Annotated in this window: 12 protein-coding genes and 19 tRNA genes; 28 read left to right on the top strand and 3 right to left on the bottom strand. The window is 46.0% G+C overall.

Features of this window, described 5'->3' with window-relative positions; genetic code table 11:
* Positions 1 to 272: 272 nt before the first annotated feature.
* The 5 genes from phhA to maiA all read left to right on the top strand — a co-directional run bounded on the left by phhA (position 273) and on the right by maiA (position 5,606).
* On the top strand, positions 273 to 1,070 hold the full coding sequence (gene phhA, locus NFHSH190041_RS13770; RefSeq protein ID WP_261922347.1) for a phenylalanine 4-monooxygenase: 798 nt from the start codon (positions 273 to 275) through the stop codon (positions 1,068 to 1,070).
* A gap of 96 nt (positions 1,071 to 1,166) precedes the next feature.
* Entirely contained in the window at positions 1,167 to 1,508 is a 342-nt protein-coding gene (locus tag NFHSH190041_RS13765; RefSeq protein WP_261922346.1) for a 4a-hydroxytetrahydrobiopterin dehydratase, read from the top strand.
* A 214-nt stretch (positions 1,509 to 1,722) separates the two neighbouring features.
* On the top strand, positions 1,723 to 3,261 hold the full coding sequence (gene tyrR / locus NFHSH190041_RS13760) for a transcriptional regulator TyrR (protein ID WP_261922345.1): 1,539 nt from the start codon (positions 1,723 to 1,725) through the stop codon (positions 3,259 to 3,261).
* A 690-nt stretch (positions 3,262 to 3,951) separates the two neighbouring features.
* The gene (locus NFHSH190041_RS13755) at positions 3,952 to 4,938 is read left to right on the top strand and encodes a fumarylacetoacetate hydrolase family protein (RefSeq protein WP_261922344.1); all 987 of its coding nucleotides are present in this window, start codon (positions 3,952 to 3,954) and stop codon (positions 4,936 to 4,938) included.
* Between the two features lie 11 nt (positions 4,939 to 4,949).
* A complete protein-coding gene (gene maiA / locus NFHSH190041_RS13750; protein ID WP_261925129.1) occupies positions 4,950 to 5,606 on the top strand; it encodes a maleylacetoacetate isomerase in 657 nt (218 codons plus the stop codon).
* A gap of 231 nt (positions 5,607 to 5,837) precedes the next feature.
* Here the strand turns inward: maiA and NFHSH190041_RS13745 are convergent, their stop codons facing one another.
* Complete coding sequence (locus NFHSH190041_RS13745; RefSeq protein WP_261922343.1) at positions 5,838 to 6,719, bottom strand: LysR family transcriptional regulator; 882 nt, start codon at positions 6,717 to 6,719, stop codon at positions 5,838 to 5,840.
* A gap of 117 nt (positions 6,720 to 6,836) precedes the next feature.
* Between NFHSH190041_RS13745 and NFHSH190041_RS13740 the strand changes: the two genes are divergently transcribed.
* Positions 6,837 to 8,066, top strand: coding sequence for an MFS transporter (locus NFHSH190041_RS13740; protein WP_261922342.1), 1,230 nt, complete (start codon positions 6,837 to 6,839; stop codon positions 8,064 to 8,066).
* A gap of 453 nt (positions 8,067 to 8,519) precedes the next feature.
* Here the strand turns inward: NFHSH190041_RS13740 and NFHSH190041_RS13735 are convergent, their stop codons facing one another.
* Positions 8,520 to 8,741 (bottom strand): hypothetical protein, encoded by a 222-nt coding sequence (locus NFHSH190041_RS13735; protein ID WP_261922341.1) that lies wholly within the window; start codon positions 8,739 to 8,741, stop codon positions 8,520 to 8,522.
* Between the two features lie 473 nt (positions 8,742 to 9,214).
* Here NFHSH190041_RS13735 and gltX point away from each other — a divergent pair, with 473 nt between their 5' ends.
* The 20 genes from gltX to NFHSH190041_RS13635 all read left to right on the top strand — a co-directional run bounded on the left by gltX (position 9,215) and on the right by NFHSH190041_RS13635 (position 13,592).
* Complete coding sequence (gene gltX, locus NFHSH190041_RS13730) at positions 9,215 to 10,624, top strand: glutamate--tRNA ligase (protein ID WP_261922340.1); 1,410 nt, start codon at positions 9,215 to 9,217, stop codon at positions 10,622 to 10,624.
* A 98-nt stretch (positions 10,625 to 10,722) separates the two neighbouring features.
* Positions 10,723 to 10,798, top strand: a tRNA-Ala gene (locus NFHSH190041_RS13725).
* An 86-nt stretch (positions 10,799 to 10,884) separates the two neighbouring features.
* Positions 10,885 to 10,960, top strand: a tRNA-Glu gene (locus NFHSH190041_RS13720).
* 118 nt (positions 10,961 to 11,078) lie between these two features.
* Positions 11,079 to 11,154: transfer RNA gene (locus NFHSH190041_RS13715), tRNA-Glu, on the top strand.
* 119 nt (positions 11,155 to 11,273) lie between these two features.
* Positions 11,274 to 11,349 (top strand) — tRNA-Glu (locus NFHSH190041_RS13710).
* Positions 11,350 to 11,468: 119 nt separating this feature from the next.
* Positions 11,469 to 11,544 (top strand) — tRNA-Glu (locus NFHSH190041_RS13705).
* A gap of 119 nt (positions 11,545 to 11,663) precedes the next feature.
* Positions 11,664 to 11,739, top strand: a tRNA-Glu gene (locus tag NFHSH190041_RS13700).
* Positions 11,740 to 11,858: 119 nt separating this feature from the next.
* A tRNA-Glu gene (locus NFHSH190041_RS13695) sits at positions 11,859 to 11,934 on the top strand.
* A gap of 118 nt (positions 11,935 to 12,052) precedes the next feature.
* Positions 12,053 to 12,128 (top strand) — tRNA-Glu (locus tag NFHSH190041_RS13690).
* Between the two features lie 33 nt (positions 12,129 to 12,161).
* Positions 12,162 to 12,237: transfer RNA gene (locus NFHSH190041_RS13685), tRNA-Ala, on the top strand.
* Positions 12,238 to 12,323: 86 nt separating this feature from the next.
* Positions 12,324 to 12,399 (top strand) — tRNA-Glu (locus NFHSH190041_RS13680).
* Positions 12,400 to 12,432: 33 nt separating this feature from the next.
* Positions 12,433 to 12,508: transfer RNA gene (locus NFHSH190041_RS13675), tRNA-Ala, on the top strand.
* Positions 12,509 to 12,594: 86 nt separating this feature from the next.
* Positions 12,595 to 12,670: transfer RNA gene (locus tag NFHSH190041_RS13670), tRNA-Glu, on the top strand.
* A gap of 33 nt (positions 12,671 to 12,703) precedes the next feature.
* Positions 12,704 to 12,779: transfer RNA gene (locus tag NFHSH190041_RS13665), tRNA-Ala, on the top strand.
* An 86-nt stretch (positions 12,780 to 12,865) separates the two neighbouring features.
* Positions 12,866 to 12,941: transfer RNA gene (locus NFHSH190041_RS13660), tRNA-Glu, on the top strand.
* Positions 12,942 to 12,974: 33 nt separating this feature from the next.
* A tRNA-Ala gene (locus NFHSH190041_RS13655) sits at positions 12,975 to 13,050 on the top strand.
* A gap of 86 nt (positions 13,051 to 13,136) precedes the next feature.
* Positions 13,137 to 13,212: transfer RNA gene (locus NFHSH190041_RS13650), tRNA-Glu, on the top strand.
* A gap of 33 nt (positions 13,213 to 13,245) precedes the next feature.
* A tRNA-Ala gene (locus tag NFHSH190041_RS13645) sits at positions 13,246 to 13,321 on the top strand.
* Between the two features lie 86 nt (positions 13,322 to 13,407).
* Positions 13,408 to 13,483, top strand: a tRNA-Glu gene (locus NFHSH190041_RS13640).
* A 33-nt stretch (positions 13,484 to 13,516) separates the two neighbouring features.
* A tRNA-Ala gene (locus NFHSH190041_RS13635) sits at positions 13,517 to 13,592 on the top strand.
* A 224-nt stretch (positions 13,593 to 13,816) separates the two neighbouring features.
* On the opposite strand, the gene NFHSH190041_RS13630 is transcribed toward NFHSH190041_RS13635, so the two are convergent.
* Positions 13,817 to 15,646 (bottom strand): ABC transporter ATP-binding protein, encoded by a 1,830-nt coding sequence (locus tag NFHSH190041_RS13630; RefSeq protein ID WP_261922339.1) that lies wholly within the window; start codon positions 15,644 to 15,646, stop codon positions 13,817 to 13,819.
* A gap of 412 nt (positions 15,647 to 16,058) precedes the next feature.
* Here NFHSH190041_RS13630 and NFHSH190041_RS13625 point away from each other — a divergent pair, with 412 nt between their 5' ends.
* Both NFHSH190041_RS13625 and NFHSH190041_RS13620 read left to right on the top strand, forming a co-directional pair.
* Positions 16,059 to 16,580, top strand: a complete 522-nt coding sequence (locus NFHSH190041_RS13625) for a methylated-DNA--[protein]-cysteine S-methyltransferase (RefSeq protein WP_261922338.1) — start codon at positions 16,059 to 16,061, stop codon at positions 16,578 to 16,580.
* A 329-nt stretch (positions 16,581 to 16,909) separates the two neighbouring features.
* Positions 16,910 to 18,178 carry a DEAD/DEAH box helicase gene (locus NFHSH190041_RS13620; protein ID WP_261922337.1) on the top strand — a complete coding sequence of 423 codons (1,269 nt, stop codon included), beginning with the start codon at positions 16,910 to 16,912 and terminating at the stop codon, positions 18,176 to 18,178.
* Positions 18,179 to 18,203 lie beyond the last annotated feature (25 nt).

Genomic DNA, 18,203 nt, shown 5'->3' with positions numbered 1-18,203 from the left:
AGATGGGCTGAATAAAATGGTGTCATATTGTAATGCACCTTATGACAATTGCCATCCTCCTAGCGAAGAAAATCACAGTTGGCTTCTTTATAATTATGACAAGTAGTATTCCTTTTTTGATTTTTATCTTTTAAATTCAATTGGTAATGCTCATGTGTAATTAATCTGTTACGGGTGATAGCCTGTAGCGAGCGATTAAATTACTCTGCTGAGTTAACAAGCAGTAGCAATTATCTGATGATGATATTTGGGGCTTAGGCGGAGGATTCGGCATGGAGAAGTGCAGCAGTTATGTTGCCAAAGAAGCTAATAGTGACGGCACTATCGAGTATTCAGTATCAGAGCACAATATTTGGCAACAATTATATCAACGCCAAGAAGGACATTTGCCGCAACGGGCATGCCAAGCATATTTGCATGGTATGGATGCGCTACAACTCCCGAAACATCGGATTCCGCAACTGAGTGAAGTTGACGACGTTTTACAGCAGACGACTGGTTGGCGCACAGCGCCTGTACCAGCATTAATCTCATTTGCCCGCTTTTTTGAATTGTTAGCTCATCGCCAGTTTCCAGTGGCGACCTTTATTCGTAGCCAAGATGAGTTTGACTATTTGCAAGAACCGGATATTTTTCATGAAATTTTTGGTCACTGCCCGTTATTAACGAATACAGCTTTTGCCAGGTTTTCTGAGTTATATGGTCAGTTAGGGCTAAATGCCTCCAAAGATGAACGGGTTTATCTGGCCAGATTGTATTGGTTTACGGTGGAATTTGGCTTATTGCGTAATACTCACGGCGATTTGCGTATTTATGGTGGCGGGATACTCAGCTCTCCTGCTGAGACCCTTTATGCCCTCGGTGATCAACCGCAAAGAAAAGAGTTTGATTTGTTAGATGTGTTACGAACGCCATACCGCATTGATATTCTGCAGCCAATTTATTTCGTTATTGATAGCATTGATATGCTCAATGAGATATCAGCCCAGGATATTATGCTGGGCATTAAATCCGCTCGGCAGTTAGGGCTGCATCCTCCTTTATTTGACCCTAAATCCGCCGTAGGTTAATGGGTATTCAGACATTTTTATTTTATATGGAAATTAATCATGAACCATTGAAACGGTCATGTTAGAGGTCATAAAGTTAATACAAGGGAGTTAGGTATGAATGACTTAGTCACATTATCCTGTGAAGCCTGTCAGGCTGATGCACCAAAAGTTACAGAGCATGAATTAGCTGAGCTTATACGAGAAATTCCTGATTGGTGTGTGGAAACGCGTGATGGCATCATGCAATTAGAACGTGTTTATCCCTTTAAGAATTTTAAATTAGCCATGGCGTTTGCCAATCAAGTTGCTGAGTTGGCAGAGACGGAGTTTCATCATCCTGGCATCTTGGTGGAGTGGGGGAAAGTCACCGTCACTTGGTGGTCCCACTCGATTCGTGGTTTACATCACAATGATTTTATTATGGCAGCGAAAACGGATGCACTCCCCCGTAGTTGATAACATGGTGTTGTAAACAGGTGTTAGAACTTCTTGTTCTGACACCTTTTTTATACTTAATGATTGCGGTTATCTCTGTAAACAACTCTTGCCACGCCTTACATTACCTTTTAACTTATAGCTTTGTGTGATATCACGCCATTGTGAGTTTGAATCCCGTCAGCTTTACAATGGAATATTTGATCTATTGGCAGAATAAAAGGGAATACCGGATATGCGCTTGGAAGTCAGTTGTCAGGATAGGGTCGGTTTGGCCAAGGATATTCTGGTTGTGCTGGAGCAGCATGGCATTAACTTAATGGCAATTGATGCCAGTAATAAAGGTTTCTTGTATCTGCAGTTTGCGGAGGTCAGTTTCGATACACTCAGTGAACTGATGCCGCAAATCCGCAAAGTTGAAGCGGTAAATGATGTGCGTACAGTGGCATTTATGCCCTCGGAGCAGGAGCATTATGCGCTGAAAACGCTACTTAAAACCCTGCCAGATTCCGTTTTTTCTCTAGATAGTAAGGGCCGTATTCGGGTGGTTAATGAGTCTGCCCTGTTGACCTTAGCCATGGCGGAACATGAAGTGCTAGATGAGCCGTTAAACCATTGGGTACAAGGATTTAATTTTAGCCGTTGGTTGGGAGAATCCCAGGTATTAGCACAGGCAACCCGGGTTCATATTGGGCAAAGTGAATATTTGGCTGAGATGTTGCCAATTTACTTGCCGGATGAGCAGGATAAAGCCATTTTAGCCGGTGCAGTTGTATCGCTAAAATCTCCCGCTAGAGTGGGAAAACAGTTTAATGCATTACAAAATCATACTGCTGGATTTGATACCGTATTGGCCATCAGTGACAAAATGAAATTGGTTGTTGAACAAGCCAAACGAATGGCCCAATTGGATGCTCCCTTATTGATTACCGGAGAAACCGGTACAGGTAAAGAATTGATGGCCCGAGCTTGCCACGATGCCAGTATGCGGCGAGAGCATCCTTTTATTGCAATCAATTGTGCAGCGTTACCCGATAGTGTGGCAGAAGAAGAACTATTTGGTTTTGTTGCTGATGATAACGTTGTGAAACAAGGATTGTTTGCTGAAGCAGAAGGCGGCACTGTTTTTCTGGATGAGATTGCTGAAATGTCACCGGCAGCTCAGGTGAAATTACTTAGAATGCTACAAGATGGCAGCTTTAGACGGATGGGAGGTAATGAGGAGGTCCGTGCCGATATCCGAATTATCTGTTCAACGCAGAAAAATCTGGCTGAATTATGTCAAAACGGTGAGTTTCGCGAAGATCTGTATTACCGCATTCATGTGTTGAGTTTTCATATGCCCTCGTTGCGTGAACGTCGGGTAGATATTTTGCCATTAACTGAGATGTTTTTAGAGCATTACAGTCAACAGTTATCTAGCCCTGTCCGGCGTATTTCTGCGGCCTGTCGTGATCAATTAATGACCTATGCCTGGCCGGGGAATGTGCGCCAATTGAAAAATGCGATTTTCCGCGCGGTATCCATGTGGGATGGTAGCGGTGAATTAACAGTCGAGCAGCTTAAATTACCATCCTATGCTGAAGGGTTTGGTTATTTTGATAATCAATTTGAAGGTACTTTGGATGAGGCGATGAAACAGTTTGAGGCGGGATTACTGCGTCGGTTATATCCCGCTTATCCCAGTACTCGACAATTAGCCAAAAAACTGGGCGTCAGTCATACCGCCATTGCTAATAAGTTGCGTGAATATAAAATCAACAAGCCAAAATAAAGTTTGGCAATTTCCTGTCAGGACATCGGTTGCAGTTGAATCATAAAATTTTACTGCAGCCTTTTGTTATATGCGGCATTATCGGTTTATCAGGTAGTGTAACTACCTATCCCTCTACCTTGCATAAATAACCCCAAAATCGCAGTAAAAACAAACTTGAAAGGTCAACAGACTCTAGAGCTTATTTGTAAATTCCTCCCGTAGATAATACTAATAAAATGTTTGTTTTTACTTGGGACGTTCCCTTTTGACAGGGATTATTAACTTATACTTTCTGTATGTTTGCAGAAATACAATTCATTAAAAGCGGATAGCCACTAAAGCAGATAATTGGCGATTAATGATGTATGACTAGATGATGAGTCTGTATGGGGATGCAGGGAAATACTGCTTATCACAGGGTGATTTTCCTTACCAAAGGTGTGCAGAATATTTAGGTTCGATCAATTATTCCATTTACGTTAGCCACACGTTAGTCATAAAAACTAGTTAGTCATAAAAACTACCGCCATAAAAACCATCATAGTAAGCCGCGCTTTACATTTAGGTCGTTATCCAGTTGGAGAGTATTCAGGCTGTTGCGGTATCTTTTTTCGTCCCGTTAAGGTACATCTAATTCCAAGACGTCAACAACTGTCAGTGTACATATCTTATTGTGTTGTGCCGACGTTGGGAAATAAGGAAGAGACGATGAAATTAGCCAGTTACAGAAATGGACGCCGAGATGGGCAGTTAATGTTAGTCAGTCGGGATCTCAGCCGTGCAGTCGCGGTTCCCGATATTGCAGTTACTTTGCAGCAGTTACTTGATGACTGGCAAGAGCTGATCGGGCCATTGACTCGAATGTATGAACAGCTGAATGCCGGTCAAATACCTAACTGTGTCCCATTTGATGAGGATTTGTGTTTATCACCATTGCCTCGAGCCTATCAATGGGCAGATGGCAGTGCCTATGTCAATCATGTGGAATTAGTACGTAAAGCGCGTGGCGCCGAGATGCCAGAGAGTTTCTGGACTGATCCACTGGTGTATCAGGGCGGTTCAGATTGTTTTATTGCGCCTAAGGCTGATATCCCATTGGGTAGTGAGGACTGGGGAATAGATTTTGAATCTGAAATTGCCGTCGTGACAGATGATGTCCCCATGGGGATTTCGGATGTAGATGCCGGGGCACATATCAAGTTGCTGATGTTAGTCAATGATGTCTCTTTGCGTAACCTTATTCCGGCTGAATTGGCTAAAGGTTTTGGTTTCTTCCAGTCTAAACCCTCCAGTAGTTTCTCTCCTGTCGCGGTAACGCCTGATGAGTTGGGTGAATGCTGGCAAGATACTAAGGTTCATTTACCGTTAGTGACTTACCTTAATGGCGAACTGTTTGGTCAGCCTAACGCCGGGGTTGATATGACTTTTAACTTTGCCCAGTTGGTTGCTCATGTGGCAAAAACGCGTCCCATTGGTGCTGGCGCCATTATCGGTTCTGGCACGATTTCTAACTATGACCGTAGTGCCGGCTCTAGCTGTTTAGCTGAAAAACGTATGTTAGAAGTGGTTGCAGGTGGTACGGCTGCTACACCCTTTATGGGCTTTGGAGACAGGGTTCGGATAGAAATGCGTGATAAGCAGGGCGAAAGTATTTTCGGAGCTATTGATCAGCAGGTTGTACGTTATTCACAATAAGGGCAGCTATGATGAAACTTTACGGTTACTGGCGCTCTAGTGCTGCATATCGGGTCAGAATTGCCCTCAATTTGAAAGGGTTAACCTGTGAGCATCATGCAGTTCATCTGGTTAAAGATGGCGGCCAACAGCATCAGACTGAGTATTTAGCGCTTAATCCTCAGGCGTTGGTTCCGGTATTGGTGGATGATGAGCTGGTATTGACTCAATCACTGGCCATATTGGAATACTTGGAAGAACGCTATCCGGAGCCTGCACTACTTCCCGCAGATATTCAGCGGCGTGCCCGGGTACGGGCATTAGCTAATCTGATCGCCTGTGATGTGCATCCACTCAATAATTTGCGCGTGCTGCAATATCTTACCCATGATATGTCACAAGACACTGACGCTCGAGATCACTGGTATCGTCACTGGATCACCAAGGGGTTAACGGCATTTGAGATGTTGCTGCAGCAGGAACAAGCAAGGCGCAATAGCCCATTTTGCGATGGAGAAAGCCCAACAATTGCTGATATCTGTTTAGTACCACAAGTGTACAATGCCAAGCGTTTCAATGTGCCACTGGATGACTTTCCCTATATTGTCCGCATAAGCCAGCATTGTAACCGTTTGGCGGCATTTCAAGATGCTGCTCCTGAGCGGCAAGCTGATGCAGTTGCAACTTAGTGCTTGAGTCTTTATATCCGGTATGACTTGAGGCGAATTAGGGAGCGTATGATCCGTTATGTAGTCTTAGTCCGATGGGCTTCAGTCAATGGGGAGTAAGCAGGTTGGGCTAAGTCAAATAACTCAAGCAACTTTAACCCTGTCAGATAAAAAGAAACCTTGTTGCGTCACCAAACTTAAATAGGCACGATGTTTATTTTTGTCGTGCCTATTTCCATTAAGCAGGTATATTCAGGCGTTTACTAGCAAAAATTGTATAAATGCCATATCAGCCCGACCAATAGGTTTGTGTTTTTTCCACGCGATATGTAAATCTAAAAAGACTGGCGGTTCAAATGGCTTACTGATAATGCCGTCGGCTTTGCTAATGGCCATTTGCAACAAGCTAGTGATGGCAAACCCTTGGCTGATGAGTTGTTTAATCAGGTTAATCAGATTGGTTTCAAAGGCAATATTGGCCGTTAACCCCAGTGTATTGGCTTGAGTCAGCATCCATTCACGGTGAAAGTAACCGGTTTTAAACATCACTAGTTCATGGGCAAAAAACTCTGGCAAGCTGACATGTTGCTGCTGGCTCAGCGAGTGCTCTGGGCTCATGGCTACTACCATTTGTTCTCTAACTAACAGGCGGTGCTCAAACTCATCGCGCAGATCTTGGGCCGTGATAATGGCAACATCGACATCCTCTCGTTCTAGCATATGCAGCGCATCCCGGGTACCGCCTTCAAATAGCGAAAGTTTTAAGTCTGGGTAGCTATGCCTAAATGCCATCAAGCGGGAAGGCAGATAAAATGAACCCAGCATGCCGGGGACGGCAATACGAACTTCTCCGGCTTGTAACGCTGCCATCGCTCTTATTTGAGTTTTAGCTTGTTGTACCTGCCCTAAGATCAGTCTGGCATGCTCTAGTAGTATTTTGCCTTCTGCTGTCAAGGTAACGGCTCTGCGCTGTTGTCCAGCGCTGCGATTAACCAAGGTCACGCCAAGTTGACGTTCTAATTTCTTAATGCTTTGGCTCAATGCCGGTTGCGCCATATTCAGTTCTCGGGCCGCGAGGGTGAAGCTTTGCTGTTTGGCCAGTGCAGTAAACTGTTGCAGTTGACGGATTTCCATATAGATATTTTAAATATAAGTTTTATCAATATTTTTAGCTTAAATTATCTATTATTCCTATCTTTAATCTATTGCTATGCTGCTGGTCTGTCATTTTGGTGGTTTTCCGGGGCGATAATGCCATCCCTGTCTAATGCTGAAGCTCGCCAGCTTATCCGAGCACTGTCTGTTGCTTCTGTGGTGATTTATATCAATCTGTATCTTATGCAGGGTATGTTGCCATTAATTGCAGAACATTTTCATATCCTCCCCGGCCGGGCAACCTTACTGCTTTCAGCAACGGTTTTTACCTTGGCTTTTTCTCTGTTATTGATGGCTGTTATTTCGGATCGAATTGGCCGACGGCGGCCGATTGTGATTAGCCTGTGCTTGTTGGCGCTGTCTAATTTATTGTTGATTTGGGCAACGTCATTTGAAGCCTTGTTGTGTATCCGACTCGGGCAGGGGATTTTGTTGGCAGCGATACCGGCCACTGCGATGGCGTATTTTCGCGATAAGCTGGACGGTGCCTTGTTGCTCAAGGCCGCAGCTGTATACATTGCAGCGAATAGTCTTGGCGGTATCACTGGTCGTTTAATTGGTGGCTTAATGGCGCAATACCTTTCTTGGCATGAAGCTATGTGGGTGTTAACCGGGTTGACTGTCAGCGCGGTGTTATTGGTGATGCACTGGTTACCTCGTAGCGCCACGCCAGACTCAGTATTAGCTGATGCCACATTAATACAGCGCTTTGCCCAGGATTTACACGGATTTGGACAGCATTTAGCGGATATGCAGCTGCGATTAACCTATCTTATTGGCGCCTTAGCTTTTATGGTGATGGTGAATCAGTTCAGTTTTATTCAGTTGCACCTGATGCAAACGCCGTACTCATTGAGCCGATTTGGTGCCACGTTGATTTTTTTGTGTTATCTCAGTGGCACGCTGGTGTCATGGCGTTCAGCTGGAAAGATTGCGCGTCAAGGCCACACCAGATTATTCCGCCAAGGCGTATTGGCTATGCTGGTTGGAACGGTATTGACCGTGGTCGATAATCTGCCAGCGATAGTGGCAGGTTTTCTGATTACCGCTTGGGGCTTTTTCTTGATCCATTCCTGCTGTAATAGTTTTGTTGCGCAGCGGGCACAGCAACATAGGGCAAAAGCCACATCACTTTATTTGTGCTGTTACTATTTGGGGGCGGCAGCGGGCGGTCCTTTCTTAATGCCATTTTGGCATTATGCTCATTGGCAGGGCGTGGTTGTCGGCTCAGTTCTTTTATTGACGTTGCTATTTTGCTTGCAGTGGTATTTGGCTCGTTACCAACAACGCCAGCAAAGACCCCAAACGATTAATGCGCCGGTTTAATCCCGAATATTGTGGCTACGATATGGTTCTCTAAGGTTCTTCATAACAATATATAAGCGTAGGGCGTTACCATCCGGTGTTTAAGGATTAAGGATTAAACGGTTAAGTACGTGCTGAGATAATGCTACATAAAGCTTGGGGCCGAAATACGATTATTCCGATGATGTTTGAGGTGAATATAAAACAAATAACTCTTTATTAATGGATAAAGGGCAGGGGAGAAGGTGATATGCCGTTTGGCGTGGGGGGGATTACTCCTCACATGGTATTTTTTACCTCAAACTACAGGGGGAGGTCTCTGTTTTGCTGGATTAATGTTCTCTTCTTGCAGGTTTAGCAATAGAGCATCTTTGCTCAGTCGATGGGGCGATAGCGGCTTGAGGCTATCGACTGATCCACTAACTGAGCCACTACATAAATAGGCTTGTGATTAGGATTGTGACAAAGAGCGGCTCAGTCTTGCAGACGAGCCATGATGGCATCGCTGGGCAATAGCTCTAAATGACCATATTCATCGAAATACCAGCCGGTAATAAATCCCTTTTGTCGCATCCCTACCAGATTGTGCATGACTTCTTTAGCGTCATTCATGGCGGTGAGACGGTCACAGTTATTGGCCAGCTTTAAATATGCGGCGATACTCTCCAATGAGGCGGATTGACTGACATTCGCCATAATCTTGCTCCGATAAAGGCCTGTTTGTCACAGCATAGCGGAGTGGCGCTTAGGTTGATAAGTGCAATTGGGGATATTGATAGCGCAGAATTTTCTATCAACAATATGATCCTAGATTTGTTATTGACGTAAGACTCGGTATTTCTATCACCCTTTGGCCTCTTTATTACGGCTTAGTTATCTAGATTAGCCATCACAATACTGTGATGTTTTGTTATGCCAAAAACATTTTCTCCCGCCATTACCAGGTTGATTTTCCTTGACAGCCCCCCAGTAGTCACAAGCCATTTTATGCCTGCTAGGTCAGATTAATTTCGATGTGGGTAAGGATTACTGCAACAGCGAGCTACAAATGTAACCTAGCGCGCAATGTCGTCCCTTTTCTGTTATAGCCTTTGGCTGTTAGAATAGTGGCCACTTTTTTCTGTGACAGCCTGAATCCTCAGGCGACATTTATAGGTTAGTGTTTCACTATGACTATCAAGACGCGTTTTGCACCAAGCCCTACCGGCTTTTTGCACGTTGGCGGCGCTCGTACCGCTCTGTATTCCTGGCTGCATGCCCGTGCCAATCAGGGTGAATTTGTCCTGCGTATTGAAGATACCGATCTCGAGCGTTCTACCCAAGAAGCCGTTGACGCTATTTTGGAAGGCATGGAATGGTTGGGATTGAACTGGGATGAAGGTCCATATTACCAAACCAAACGCTTTGATCGTTACAACGAAATTATCGAAAAAATGCTGGAAGAGGGCACTGCTTACAAGTGTTACTGTTCCCGTGAACGCATTGAAGCACTGCGTGAAGAGCAGGCTGCCAAAGGTGAACGCCTGAAATATGATGGTTGCTGCCGTGATAAAGCACCGCGTGATACCGATGAACCTTATGTGGTACGTTTTAAGAACCCAACTGAAGGCAGCGTTGTTTTTGACGATCACGTTCGTGGCCGGATTGAAATCGCTAACCAGGAACTGGATGACCTGATCATTTCCCGCAGTGATGGTACTCCAACCTATAACTTCTGTGTCGTAGTGGACGACTGGGATATGGGCATTACCTGTGTGGTACGTGGTGAAGACCATATCAATAACACCCCACGTCAGATCAATATCCTTAAAGCATTGGGTGCACCTATTCCTGAATATGCTCACGTAGCAATGATCTTGGGTGACGATGGTGCCAAGCTATCTAAGCGTCATGGTGCTGTTAGCGTTATGCAGTATCGAGATGATGGTTATCTGCCAGAAGCTTTGCTGAACTATCTGGTTCGTTTGGGCTGGTCCCATGGCGATCAAGAAGTGTTCTCTATCGAAGAGATGAAGCAATTCTTCAAACTGGACGATATCAACAAAGCTGCATCTGCATTTAACACTGAAAAGCTACTGTGGTTGAACCAGCATTATATCAAGAGTCTGGATCCTGAATATGTTGCCAAGTATCTGGCATGGCATATGGTTGATCAGAATATTGATACCAGCAATGGTCCAGCATTGTCTGTGGTTGTTACTGCGTTAGGTGAGCGCGCCAAGACATTGAAAGAGCTGGCAGCATCTAGCCGTTACTTCTTTGAAGACTTTACTGAGTTTGATGAAGCTGCTGCCAAGAAGCACTTACGTGGTGTGGCATTAGAGCCGCTGCAATTGGTTCAGAAAAAACTGGCGACGCTGACTGAGTGGACTCAAGAAGCATTACATAATGTGATTGAAGAAACCGCAGCTGAATTAGAGGTGGGCATGGGTAAAGTCGGTATGCCACTTCGTGTTGCTGTGACTGGCGCCGGACAGTCTCCTGCTCTGGATTTGACCATGTTGCTCATTGGCCGTACGCGTTGCGAGCAAAGAATCTCCATGGCGGTTGAATTTGTAGCAAATAGAATAAATTCCTAAAAAAGCCGTTGACACATTTGGGTGTGCTGCATAGAATGCGCCTCGCAGTTCAGGGGGTGCCGACGGAAACGGTAGCACACTCAAATGCATAAAGATTTGGGGCTATAGCTCAGCTGGGAGAGCGCTTGCATGGCATGCAAGAGGTCCGCGGTTCGATCCCGCGTAGCTCCACCAATCTTTCTTAATGGAAGATAGCGTTAAACCTTAGCCTACAGGGTTTAATGAGTATTCACTCTTTGCAGAGTCTAATGCAGTCCGGGGTCCCCTTCGTCTAGAGGCCTAGGACACCGCCCTTTCACGGCGGTAACAGGGGTTCGAATCCCCTAGGGGATACCACATATTTTGTTCTAATGCCGCTGGCGATAGGACACTCCTTTAAAAAGGAGTAGCGTTAAATCTTAGCCTACAGGGTTTAATGAGTATTCACTCTTTGCAGAGTCTAATGCAGTCCGGGGTCCCCTTCGTCTAGAGGCCTAGGACACCGCCCTTTCACGGCGGTAACAGGGGTTCGAATCCCCTAGGGGATACCACATATTTTGTTCTAGCGCCGTTGGCGACAGAAGACTCCTTTTAAAAAGGAGTAGCGTTAAATCTTAGCCTACAGGATTTAATGAGTATTCACTCTTTGCAGAGTCTAATGCAGTCCGGGGTCCCCTTCGTCTAGAGGCCTAGGACACCGCCCTTTCACGGCGGTAACAGGGGTTCGAATCCCCTAGGGGATACCACATATTTTGTTCTAGCGCCGTTGGCGACAGAAGACTCCTTTTAAAAAGGAGTAGCGTTAAATCTTAGCCTACAGGATTTAATGAGTATTCACTCTTTGCAGAGTCTAATGCAGTCCGGGGTCCCCTTCGTCTAGAGGCCTAGGACACCGCCCTTTCACGGCGGTAACAGGGGTTCGAATCCCCTAGGGGATACCACATATTTTGTTCTAGCGCCGTTGGCGACAGAAGACTCCTTTTAAAAAGGAGTAGCGTTAAATCTTAGCCTACAGGATTTAATGAGTATTCACTCTTTGCAGAGTCTAATGCAGTCCGGGGTCCCCTTCGTCTAGAGGCCTAGGACACCGCCCTTTCACGGCGGTAACAGGGGTTCGAATCCCCTAGGGGATACCACATATTTTGTTCTAGCGCCGTTGGCGACAGAAGACTCCTTTTAAAAAGGAGTAGCGTTAAATCTTAGCCTACAGGATTTAATGAGTATTCACTCTTTGCAGAGTCTAATGCAGTCCGGGGTCCCCTTCGTCTAGAGGCCTAGGACACCGCCCTTTCACGGCGGTAACAGGGGTTCGAATCCCCTAGGGGATACCACATATTTTGTTCTAATGCCGCTGGCGATAGGACACTCCTTTAAAAAGGAGTAGCGTTAAATCTTAGCCTACAGGGTTTAATGAGTATTCACTCTTTGCAGAGTCTAATGCAGTCCGGGGTCCCCTTCGTCTAGAGGCCTAGGACACCGCCCTTTCACGGCGGTAACAGGGGTTCGAATCCCCTAGGGGATACCACATATTCTAATTTTTGTTGTTAAGACAGAAATTGGGGCTATAGCTCAGCTGGGAGAGCGCTTGCATGGCATGCAAGAGGTCTGCGGTTCGATCCCGCATAGCTCCACCAATCTTTCTTAATGGAAGATAGCGTTAAACCTTAGCCTACAGGGTTTAATGAGTATTCACTCTTTGCAGAGTCTAATGCAGTCCGGGGTCCCCTTCGTCTAGAGGCCTAGGACACCGCCCTTTCACGGCGGTAACAGGGGTTCGAATCCCCTAGGGGATACCACATATTCTAATTTTTGTTGTTAAGACAGAAATTGGGGCTATAGCTCAGCTGGGAGAGCGCTTGCATGGCATGCAAGAGGTCTGCGGTTCGATCCCGCATAGCTCCACCAATCTTTCTTAATGGAAGATAGCGTTAAACCTTAGCCTACAGGGTTTAATGAGTATTCACTCTTTGCAGAGTCTAATGCAGTCCGGGGTCCCCTTCGTCTAGAGGCCTAGGACACCGCCCTTTCACGGCGGTAACAGGGGTTCGAATCCCCTAGGGGATACCACATATTCTAATTTTTGTTGTTAAGACAGAAATTGGGGCTATAGCTCAGCTGGGAGAGCGCTTGCATGGCATGCAAGAGGTCTGCGGTTCGATCCCGCATAGCTCCACCAATCTTTCTTAATGGAAGATAGCGTTAAACCTTAGCCTACAGGGTTTAATGAGTATTCACTCTTTGCAGAGTCTAATGCAGTCCGGGGTCCCCTTCGTCTAGAGGCCTAGGACACCGCCCTTTCACGGCGGTAACAGGGGTTCGAATCCCCTAGGGGATACCACATATTCTAATTTTTGTTGTTAAGACAGAAATTGGGGCTATAGCTCAGCTGGGAGAGCGCCTGCCTTGCACGCAGGAGGTCTGCGGTTCGATCCCGCATAGCTCCACCAATCTTTCTTAATGGAAGATAGCGTTAAACCTTAGCCTACAGGGTTTAATGAGTATTCACTCTTTGCAGAGTCTAATGCAGTCCGGGGTCCCCTTCGTCTAGAGGCCTAGGACACCGCCCTTTCACGGCGGTAACAGGGGTTCGAATCCCCTAGGGGATACCACATATTCTAATTTTTGTTGTTAAGACAGAAATTGGGGCTATAGCTCAGCTGGGAGAGCGCTTGCATGGCATGCAAGAGGTCTGCGGTTCGATCCCGCATAGCTCCACCAATCTTTCTTAATGGAAGATAGCGTTAAACCTTAGCCTACAGGGTTTAATGAGTATTCACTCTTTGCAGAGTCTAATGCAGTCCGGGGTCCCCTTCGTCTAGAGGCCTAGGACACCGCCCTTTCACGGCGGTAACAGGGGTTCGAATCCCCTAGGGGATACCACATATTCTAATTTTTGTTGTTAAGACAGAAATTGGGGCTATAGCTCAGCTGGGAGAGCGCCTGCCTTGCACGCAGGAGGTCTGCGGTTCGATCCCGCATAGCTCCACCAATATCAAGAAGACCACCGGAAACGGTGGTCTTTTTATATCTGTATTTTATTAATACACTGAGCGTTTGGTTATATACAGCTAGTTATAATCGTTTAAAGTTCATATCGTTAAGTATCTTTCCTGCCATTAACACGAATTGTCCCCACCATTTATGCTGCCAATATGAATATCGCTAGACGAGCGATTTGAGCATTACATTATATGAAGTTGGGGAAGTAGCATATTAATCAACCCCAAGAAAACCGCCGGTTTGGTGTGCCCATAGTTGAGCATAGATTCCGCCTTTTTCGATAAGTTGTTGATGACTTCCCTGTTCAACTATCTTGCCTTTATCCAGCACAATAAGACGATCCATTGCCGCAATTGTTGATAGGCGATGTGCAATGGCAATGACAGTTTTGCCCTGCATCAGTTGATTGAGACTTTGTTGGATAGCAGCTTCCACTTCAGAATCCAATGCCGATGTAGCTTCATCCAATAGCAAAATGGGGGCATCTTTTAGCAGTACCCGGGCAATGGCGATTCGCTGACGTTGACCACCAGAAAGCTTAACGCCTCGCTCCCCAACCATGGCATCTAATCCCCGTAATCCGTTGGGATCACTGAGTTGTTGAATAAACGTATCTGCCTGGGCGAGTGAAATCGCCCGCTGTAATGCGGCGTCAGTGGCATCAGGTTTACCATAAAGAATATTATCGCGGATACTACGGTGTAGCAGGGAGGTATCTTGGGTCACCATACCGATTTGCTGTCGCAACGAGTCTTGCGTTACCGTGCGAATATTCTGTCCATCAATCAGTATTTCCCCTTGATTGACATCATAAAAACGCATCAAGAGGTTCACTAAAGTGGACTTCCCTGCACCGGAGCGCCCCACTAGGCCTACTTTTTCGCCTGGCTGTATGCACAGATCCAGCGCATCGATAACAGCTTCTTTTTCACCATAGTTAAAACTGATATGGCGAAAATCAATTTGACCCGCATTGACATAAAGCGGCTTAGCATCGTCGCTATCTGTGACTGTGATGGGATTTGCCAAGGTAGACATGCCATCAGCAACCGTGCCGATATTTTCAAACAGTGAACTGACTTCCCACATCATCCACTCCGACATACCATTAAGTCGCAGTGCCAGGCTGACCGCAACCGCAATCGCACCGATAGTAATGGCGCTGTCTTGCCACAAGTAAATTGACAGTGCTGCAATAATAAAAGTCAGCAGATAATTACAACTTTGTACACTGACATTTAATCCAGTGACTAAGCGCATTTGCCGGTAAGCCGTATTAAGAAATTCCTTCATACCAGCTCTAGCGTAATGAGCTTCTTGGTCAGTATGGGCAAATAGTTTAACGGTTGTAATATTGGTGTAGCTGTCGACAATGCGGCCGGTCATCATGGAGCGGGCATCTGCTTGTTGTGCTGACACAGCTTTGAGGCGTGGGACAAAATAACACTGCAGTGCAATATAGCCGGCTAGCCAAATCAGCATAGGGATAACCAAGCGGTAATCGGCATTCGCAATCATCACCAACATAGCGGTGAAATACACGAAGATATAGACCAGAACATCCAATAATTTAGTGACGGTTTCCCGTACTGCTAGCGAGGTTTGCATCACCTTGGTTGCTACCCGGCCAGCAAAATCATTTTGATAGAATGCCAAACTTTGCTTTAACAAATATCGGTGGGCTAAAAAGCGAATAGACATGGGATAATTGCCCAGTAATCCCTGATAAACAATTAACCCGTGCAGCAGCGTCAGTAACGGCAGTACGACCAACAGCATCAGCCCCATCCCCAGTAGTTTCAGTCCTTCTTGTTGTAGCAGGGTATCGGGATCTTTTTTAACCAACCAATCAACTAGTTGCCCCATAAAGCCAAATAAACTGACTTCTAAAATAGCCAGTAGGGCAGTGAGCAGTGACATGAGTATCAGTGGCAGTTCAAATCCACGGGTATAGTGACGGCAAAAGGCATAAATACCTTTTGGTGGTTGCTGTGGTTCTTGGGAGGGCAGGGGATCCATCCAACGTTCGAAGAGATTGAACATGAGCTTCCTTTGTGATTATCGCGGACACTTATACCGTAGGCCTAACCGGTATTACACACGTTGGCTTAAATTTATACAAGTCATTGAGGTGATGTCATATTTAGCGATAGTGAAGCAAGAATAAATATCATCACGCCTCTTCAAGGAATTACTGATAAACGATTAAACATAATTGATTAAACATAACCAGACTAAGTTGATAGCAATAGCATGCTTTCAGTATTAGGTGCCTTATCAAAAGCGGCTTTATTTGCAGTGTATAGCGTATGTGATGACTTACATCTATTTATCAGCTACATCAGTGTGGAGCGAGCAATCGTAATAGTTTGTTCTAAGCGACTGGCTTGGTATTATCCCTCAACACGATGGTATGGCAGGGGAGCCCCTAGGCATTTATTCGCAGGAGAGCAGCATGTTAGCGCCGATTTTTTATCAACAATCATCCGATCTTTTAGGCCTGTGTCAGGTTGACAGCCCTGTGGGGCGATTACAGTTAACCGCCTCGGCACAGGGACTGGTATCCGTATTACGTGAAGATCAGCCCAGCCCGGTGACTGTAGTTGTTCATCATCCTGATGTTGAAGCGGTTACCACGCATTTAGTCAAGACAGCTACACAGTTGAATGAGTATTTTGCTGGGCAGCGTCAGCAGTTTGATTTAGCGCTGGATATGCGCGGCACGGCTTTTCAGCAACAAGTCTGGCAAACGCTATTGGCGATAGAATATGGCCATCATTGCGCTTATGTGGATATTGCTCAGCGGATTAATCGTCCCAATGCTTGTCGTGCGGTAGGGGCCGCCAATGGGGCGAATCCGATAGCCATTATTGTGCCCTGTCATCGGGTGATTGGGAAAAGTGGCAAGTTAACCGGATATGCTTACGGGGTGGAAATGAAGCAATTTTTGCTGGATTTGGAACAGCGTTATGCGTAATCCACTGAAGCGACTGATGCGGTATGAATGTTGAAGGTTTGCTAAATCTGACCATTAACGTCATTGTGTCAGCATTATGCATATCATGAGATGCATTATGGAGTGCTGGAGTATTCAGAATCATAAGCTGTTTGATCATGGCGGCCAGTTGCTTCGGCATTGTTAATGCTCGCGTTTTATGCCTAGGTAAATTTGTTGTGCGTTTATGCTGGTTGTACTAAGCGCATTGTCGAGTACGTTATATCTTCTCAGCGGCATGGTGTGAGCGTTTAGCCTTTAATTCAGGTATGATGCGGACCTGATATTATTTATTGCGACATAATCACTTTATGCAAACCCACCCCATCTCATTTCAGTCTTTAGGACTTATTCCTTCTCTTTGTCAGCAGTTGGATACTTTGGGCTTTAACCAGCCGACAGCAGTACAGCAACACAGTATTGCCCCTATGCTGGCCGGGGCTGATATTCGGGTGAGAGCTAATACTGGCTCTGGGAAAACGGCAGCTTTTGGTTTACCACTGTTGCAATTGCTTTCTGGTCGTGCCGCTAACGCTCGGGGTAATCAGGTTCGGGCGCTTGTGTTATTGCCTAGTCGGGAATTGGCTCAACAGGTGGGGGCAGATCTACATCGCTACGGGGCACAGTTAAATCGGCCATTGAAAATTGTCACCTTATTTGGTGGTGTGTCGCTTAATCCGCAGATGTTGGCGCTACGGGGTGGGGCGGATATCGTTGTGGCGACTCCTGGCCGTTTATTGGATCTACTGGGGAAAAATGCCCTGAAATTAGCCCAGCTTGAGTATCTGGTACTGGATGAGGCCGATAAGCTTTTGGGACTGGGGTTCAGTGACGAGTTGAATGCACTGTTTGCCCAATTACCCACTCGGCGACAGACCGCGTTTTTCTCTGCCACATTTGGTGATACGGTTGCAGCGTTGGCGGATAGTCTACTTAACCAGCCTGTAGTGATTGATTTATGTCAGCAGACTGAGCCGGCGGATATTCATCAGCAGGTGTATGAGGTGGAACAGCCCCGTAAAACACAACTTCTGATTAAACTGCTAGCCCAACACCAGTGGCCGCAAGTGTTAGTTTTTGCTAATGCCAAGCAAACCTGTAATCGGTTACAGCAGAAACTACAGCGTGCGGGGATCCGGGCAGAGGTGTTCCATGGTGATAAATCCCAAGGTAATCGCAGCAGTGTATTGGATGGCTTTAAACAGGGCCGCATTAAACTGCTTATCGCCACAGATATTGCCGCAAGGGGACTTGATATTACCGGTTTACCGGCGGTGGTTAACTATGAATTACCTCGCAGCCCGGCGGACTATATTCACCGTATCGGTCGCACTGGCCGTGCTGGCGCCAGTGGTGAAGCGTTTTCATTGATTTGTCCTGATGAGTTTCATCATTTTCGGGTGATAGAAAAAAAACATAAGTTACGATTGCCGCGTCAGCAATTTCCTGGGTTTGAATTTACTCCGGAGCAAAGCTCTGTCACAGCGTCAGCCAAGCCTGTGAGTCAGAGCAAAAAAGTATCAAAAGGGTGTAAGCCAGATAATAAAACTGTGCCATCAGTCAAAAACCAGCAGCCCTGATTTCTTCATAGTGCCTAGGTTGAGC

The organism is Shewanella sp. NFH-SH190041 (assembly GCF_024363255.1).
GTDB lineage: Bacteria > Pseudomonadota > Gammaproteobacteria > Enterobacterales > Shewanellaceae > Shewanella.
Note: the sequence above shows the minus strand (reverse complement) of the source record. Positions and strands in the feature narration are given on the sequence as shown.

Bases quoted from the DNA above. Each gene is read 5' to 3' on its own strand.
- phhA (WP_261922347.1), top strand. From the start codon at position 273: ATGGAGAAGTGCAGCAGTTATGTTGCCAAAGAAGCTAATAGTGACGGC.
- NFHSH190041_RS13765 (WP_261922346.1), top strand. From the start codon at position 1,167: ATGAATGACTTAGTCACATTATCCTGTGAAGCCTGTCAGGCTGATGCA.
- tyrR (WP_261922345.1), top strand. From the start codon at position 1,723: ATGCGCTTGGAAGTCAGTTGTCAGGATAGGGTCGGTTTGGCCAAGGAT.
- NFHSH190041_RS13755 (WP_261922344.1), top strand. From the start codon at position 3,952: ATGAAATTAGCCAGTTACAGAAATGGACGCCGAGATGGGCAGTTAATG.
- maiA (WP_261925129.1), top strand. From the start codon at position 4,950: ATGAAACTTTACGGTTACTGGCGCTCTAGTGCTGCATATCGGGTCAGA.
- NFHSH190041_RS13745 (WP_261922343.1), bottom strand. From the start codon at position 6,719: ATGGAAATCCGTCAACTGCAACAGTTTACTGCACTGGCCAAACAGCAA.
- NFHSH190041_RS13740 (WP_261922342.1), top strand. From the start codon at position 6,837: ATGCCATCCCTGTCTAATGCTGAAGCTCGCCAGCTTATCCGAGCACTG.
- NFHSH190041_RS13735 (WP_261922341.1), bottom strand. From the start codon at position 8,741: ATGGCGAATGTCAGTCAATCCGCCTCATTGGAGAGTATCGCCGCATAT.
- gltX (WP_261922340.1), top strand. From the start codon at position 9,215: ATGACTATCAAGACGCGTTTTGCACCAAGCCCTACCGGCTTTTTGCAC.
- NFHSH190041_RS13630 (WP_261922339.1), bottom strand. From the start codon at position 15,646: ATGTTCAATCTCTTCGAACGTTGGATGGATCCCCTGCCCTCCCAAGAA.
- NFHSH190041_RS13625 (WP_261922338.1), top strand. From the start codon at position 16,059: ATGTTAGCGCCGATTTTTTATCAACAATCATCCGATCTTTTAGGCCTG.
- NFHSH190041_RS13620 (WP_261922337.1), top strand. From the start codon at position 16,910: ATGCAAACCCACCCCATCTCATTTCAGTCTTTAGGACTTATTCCTTCT.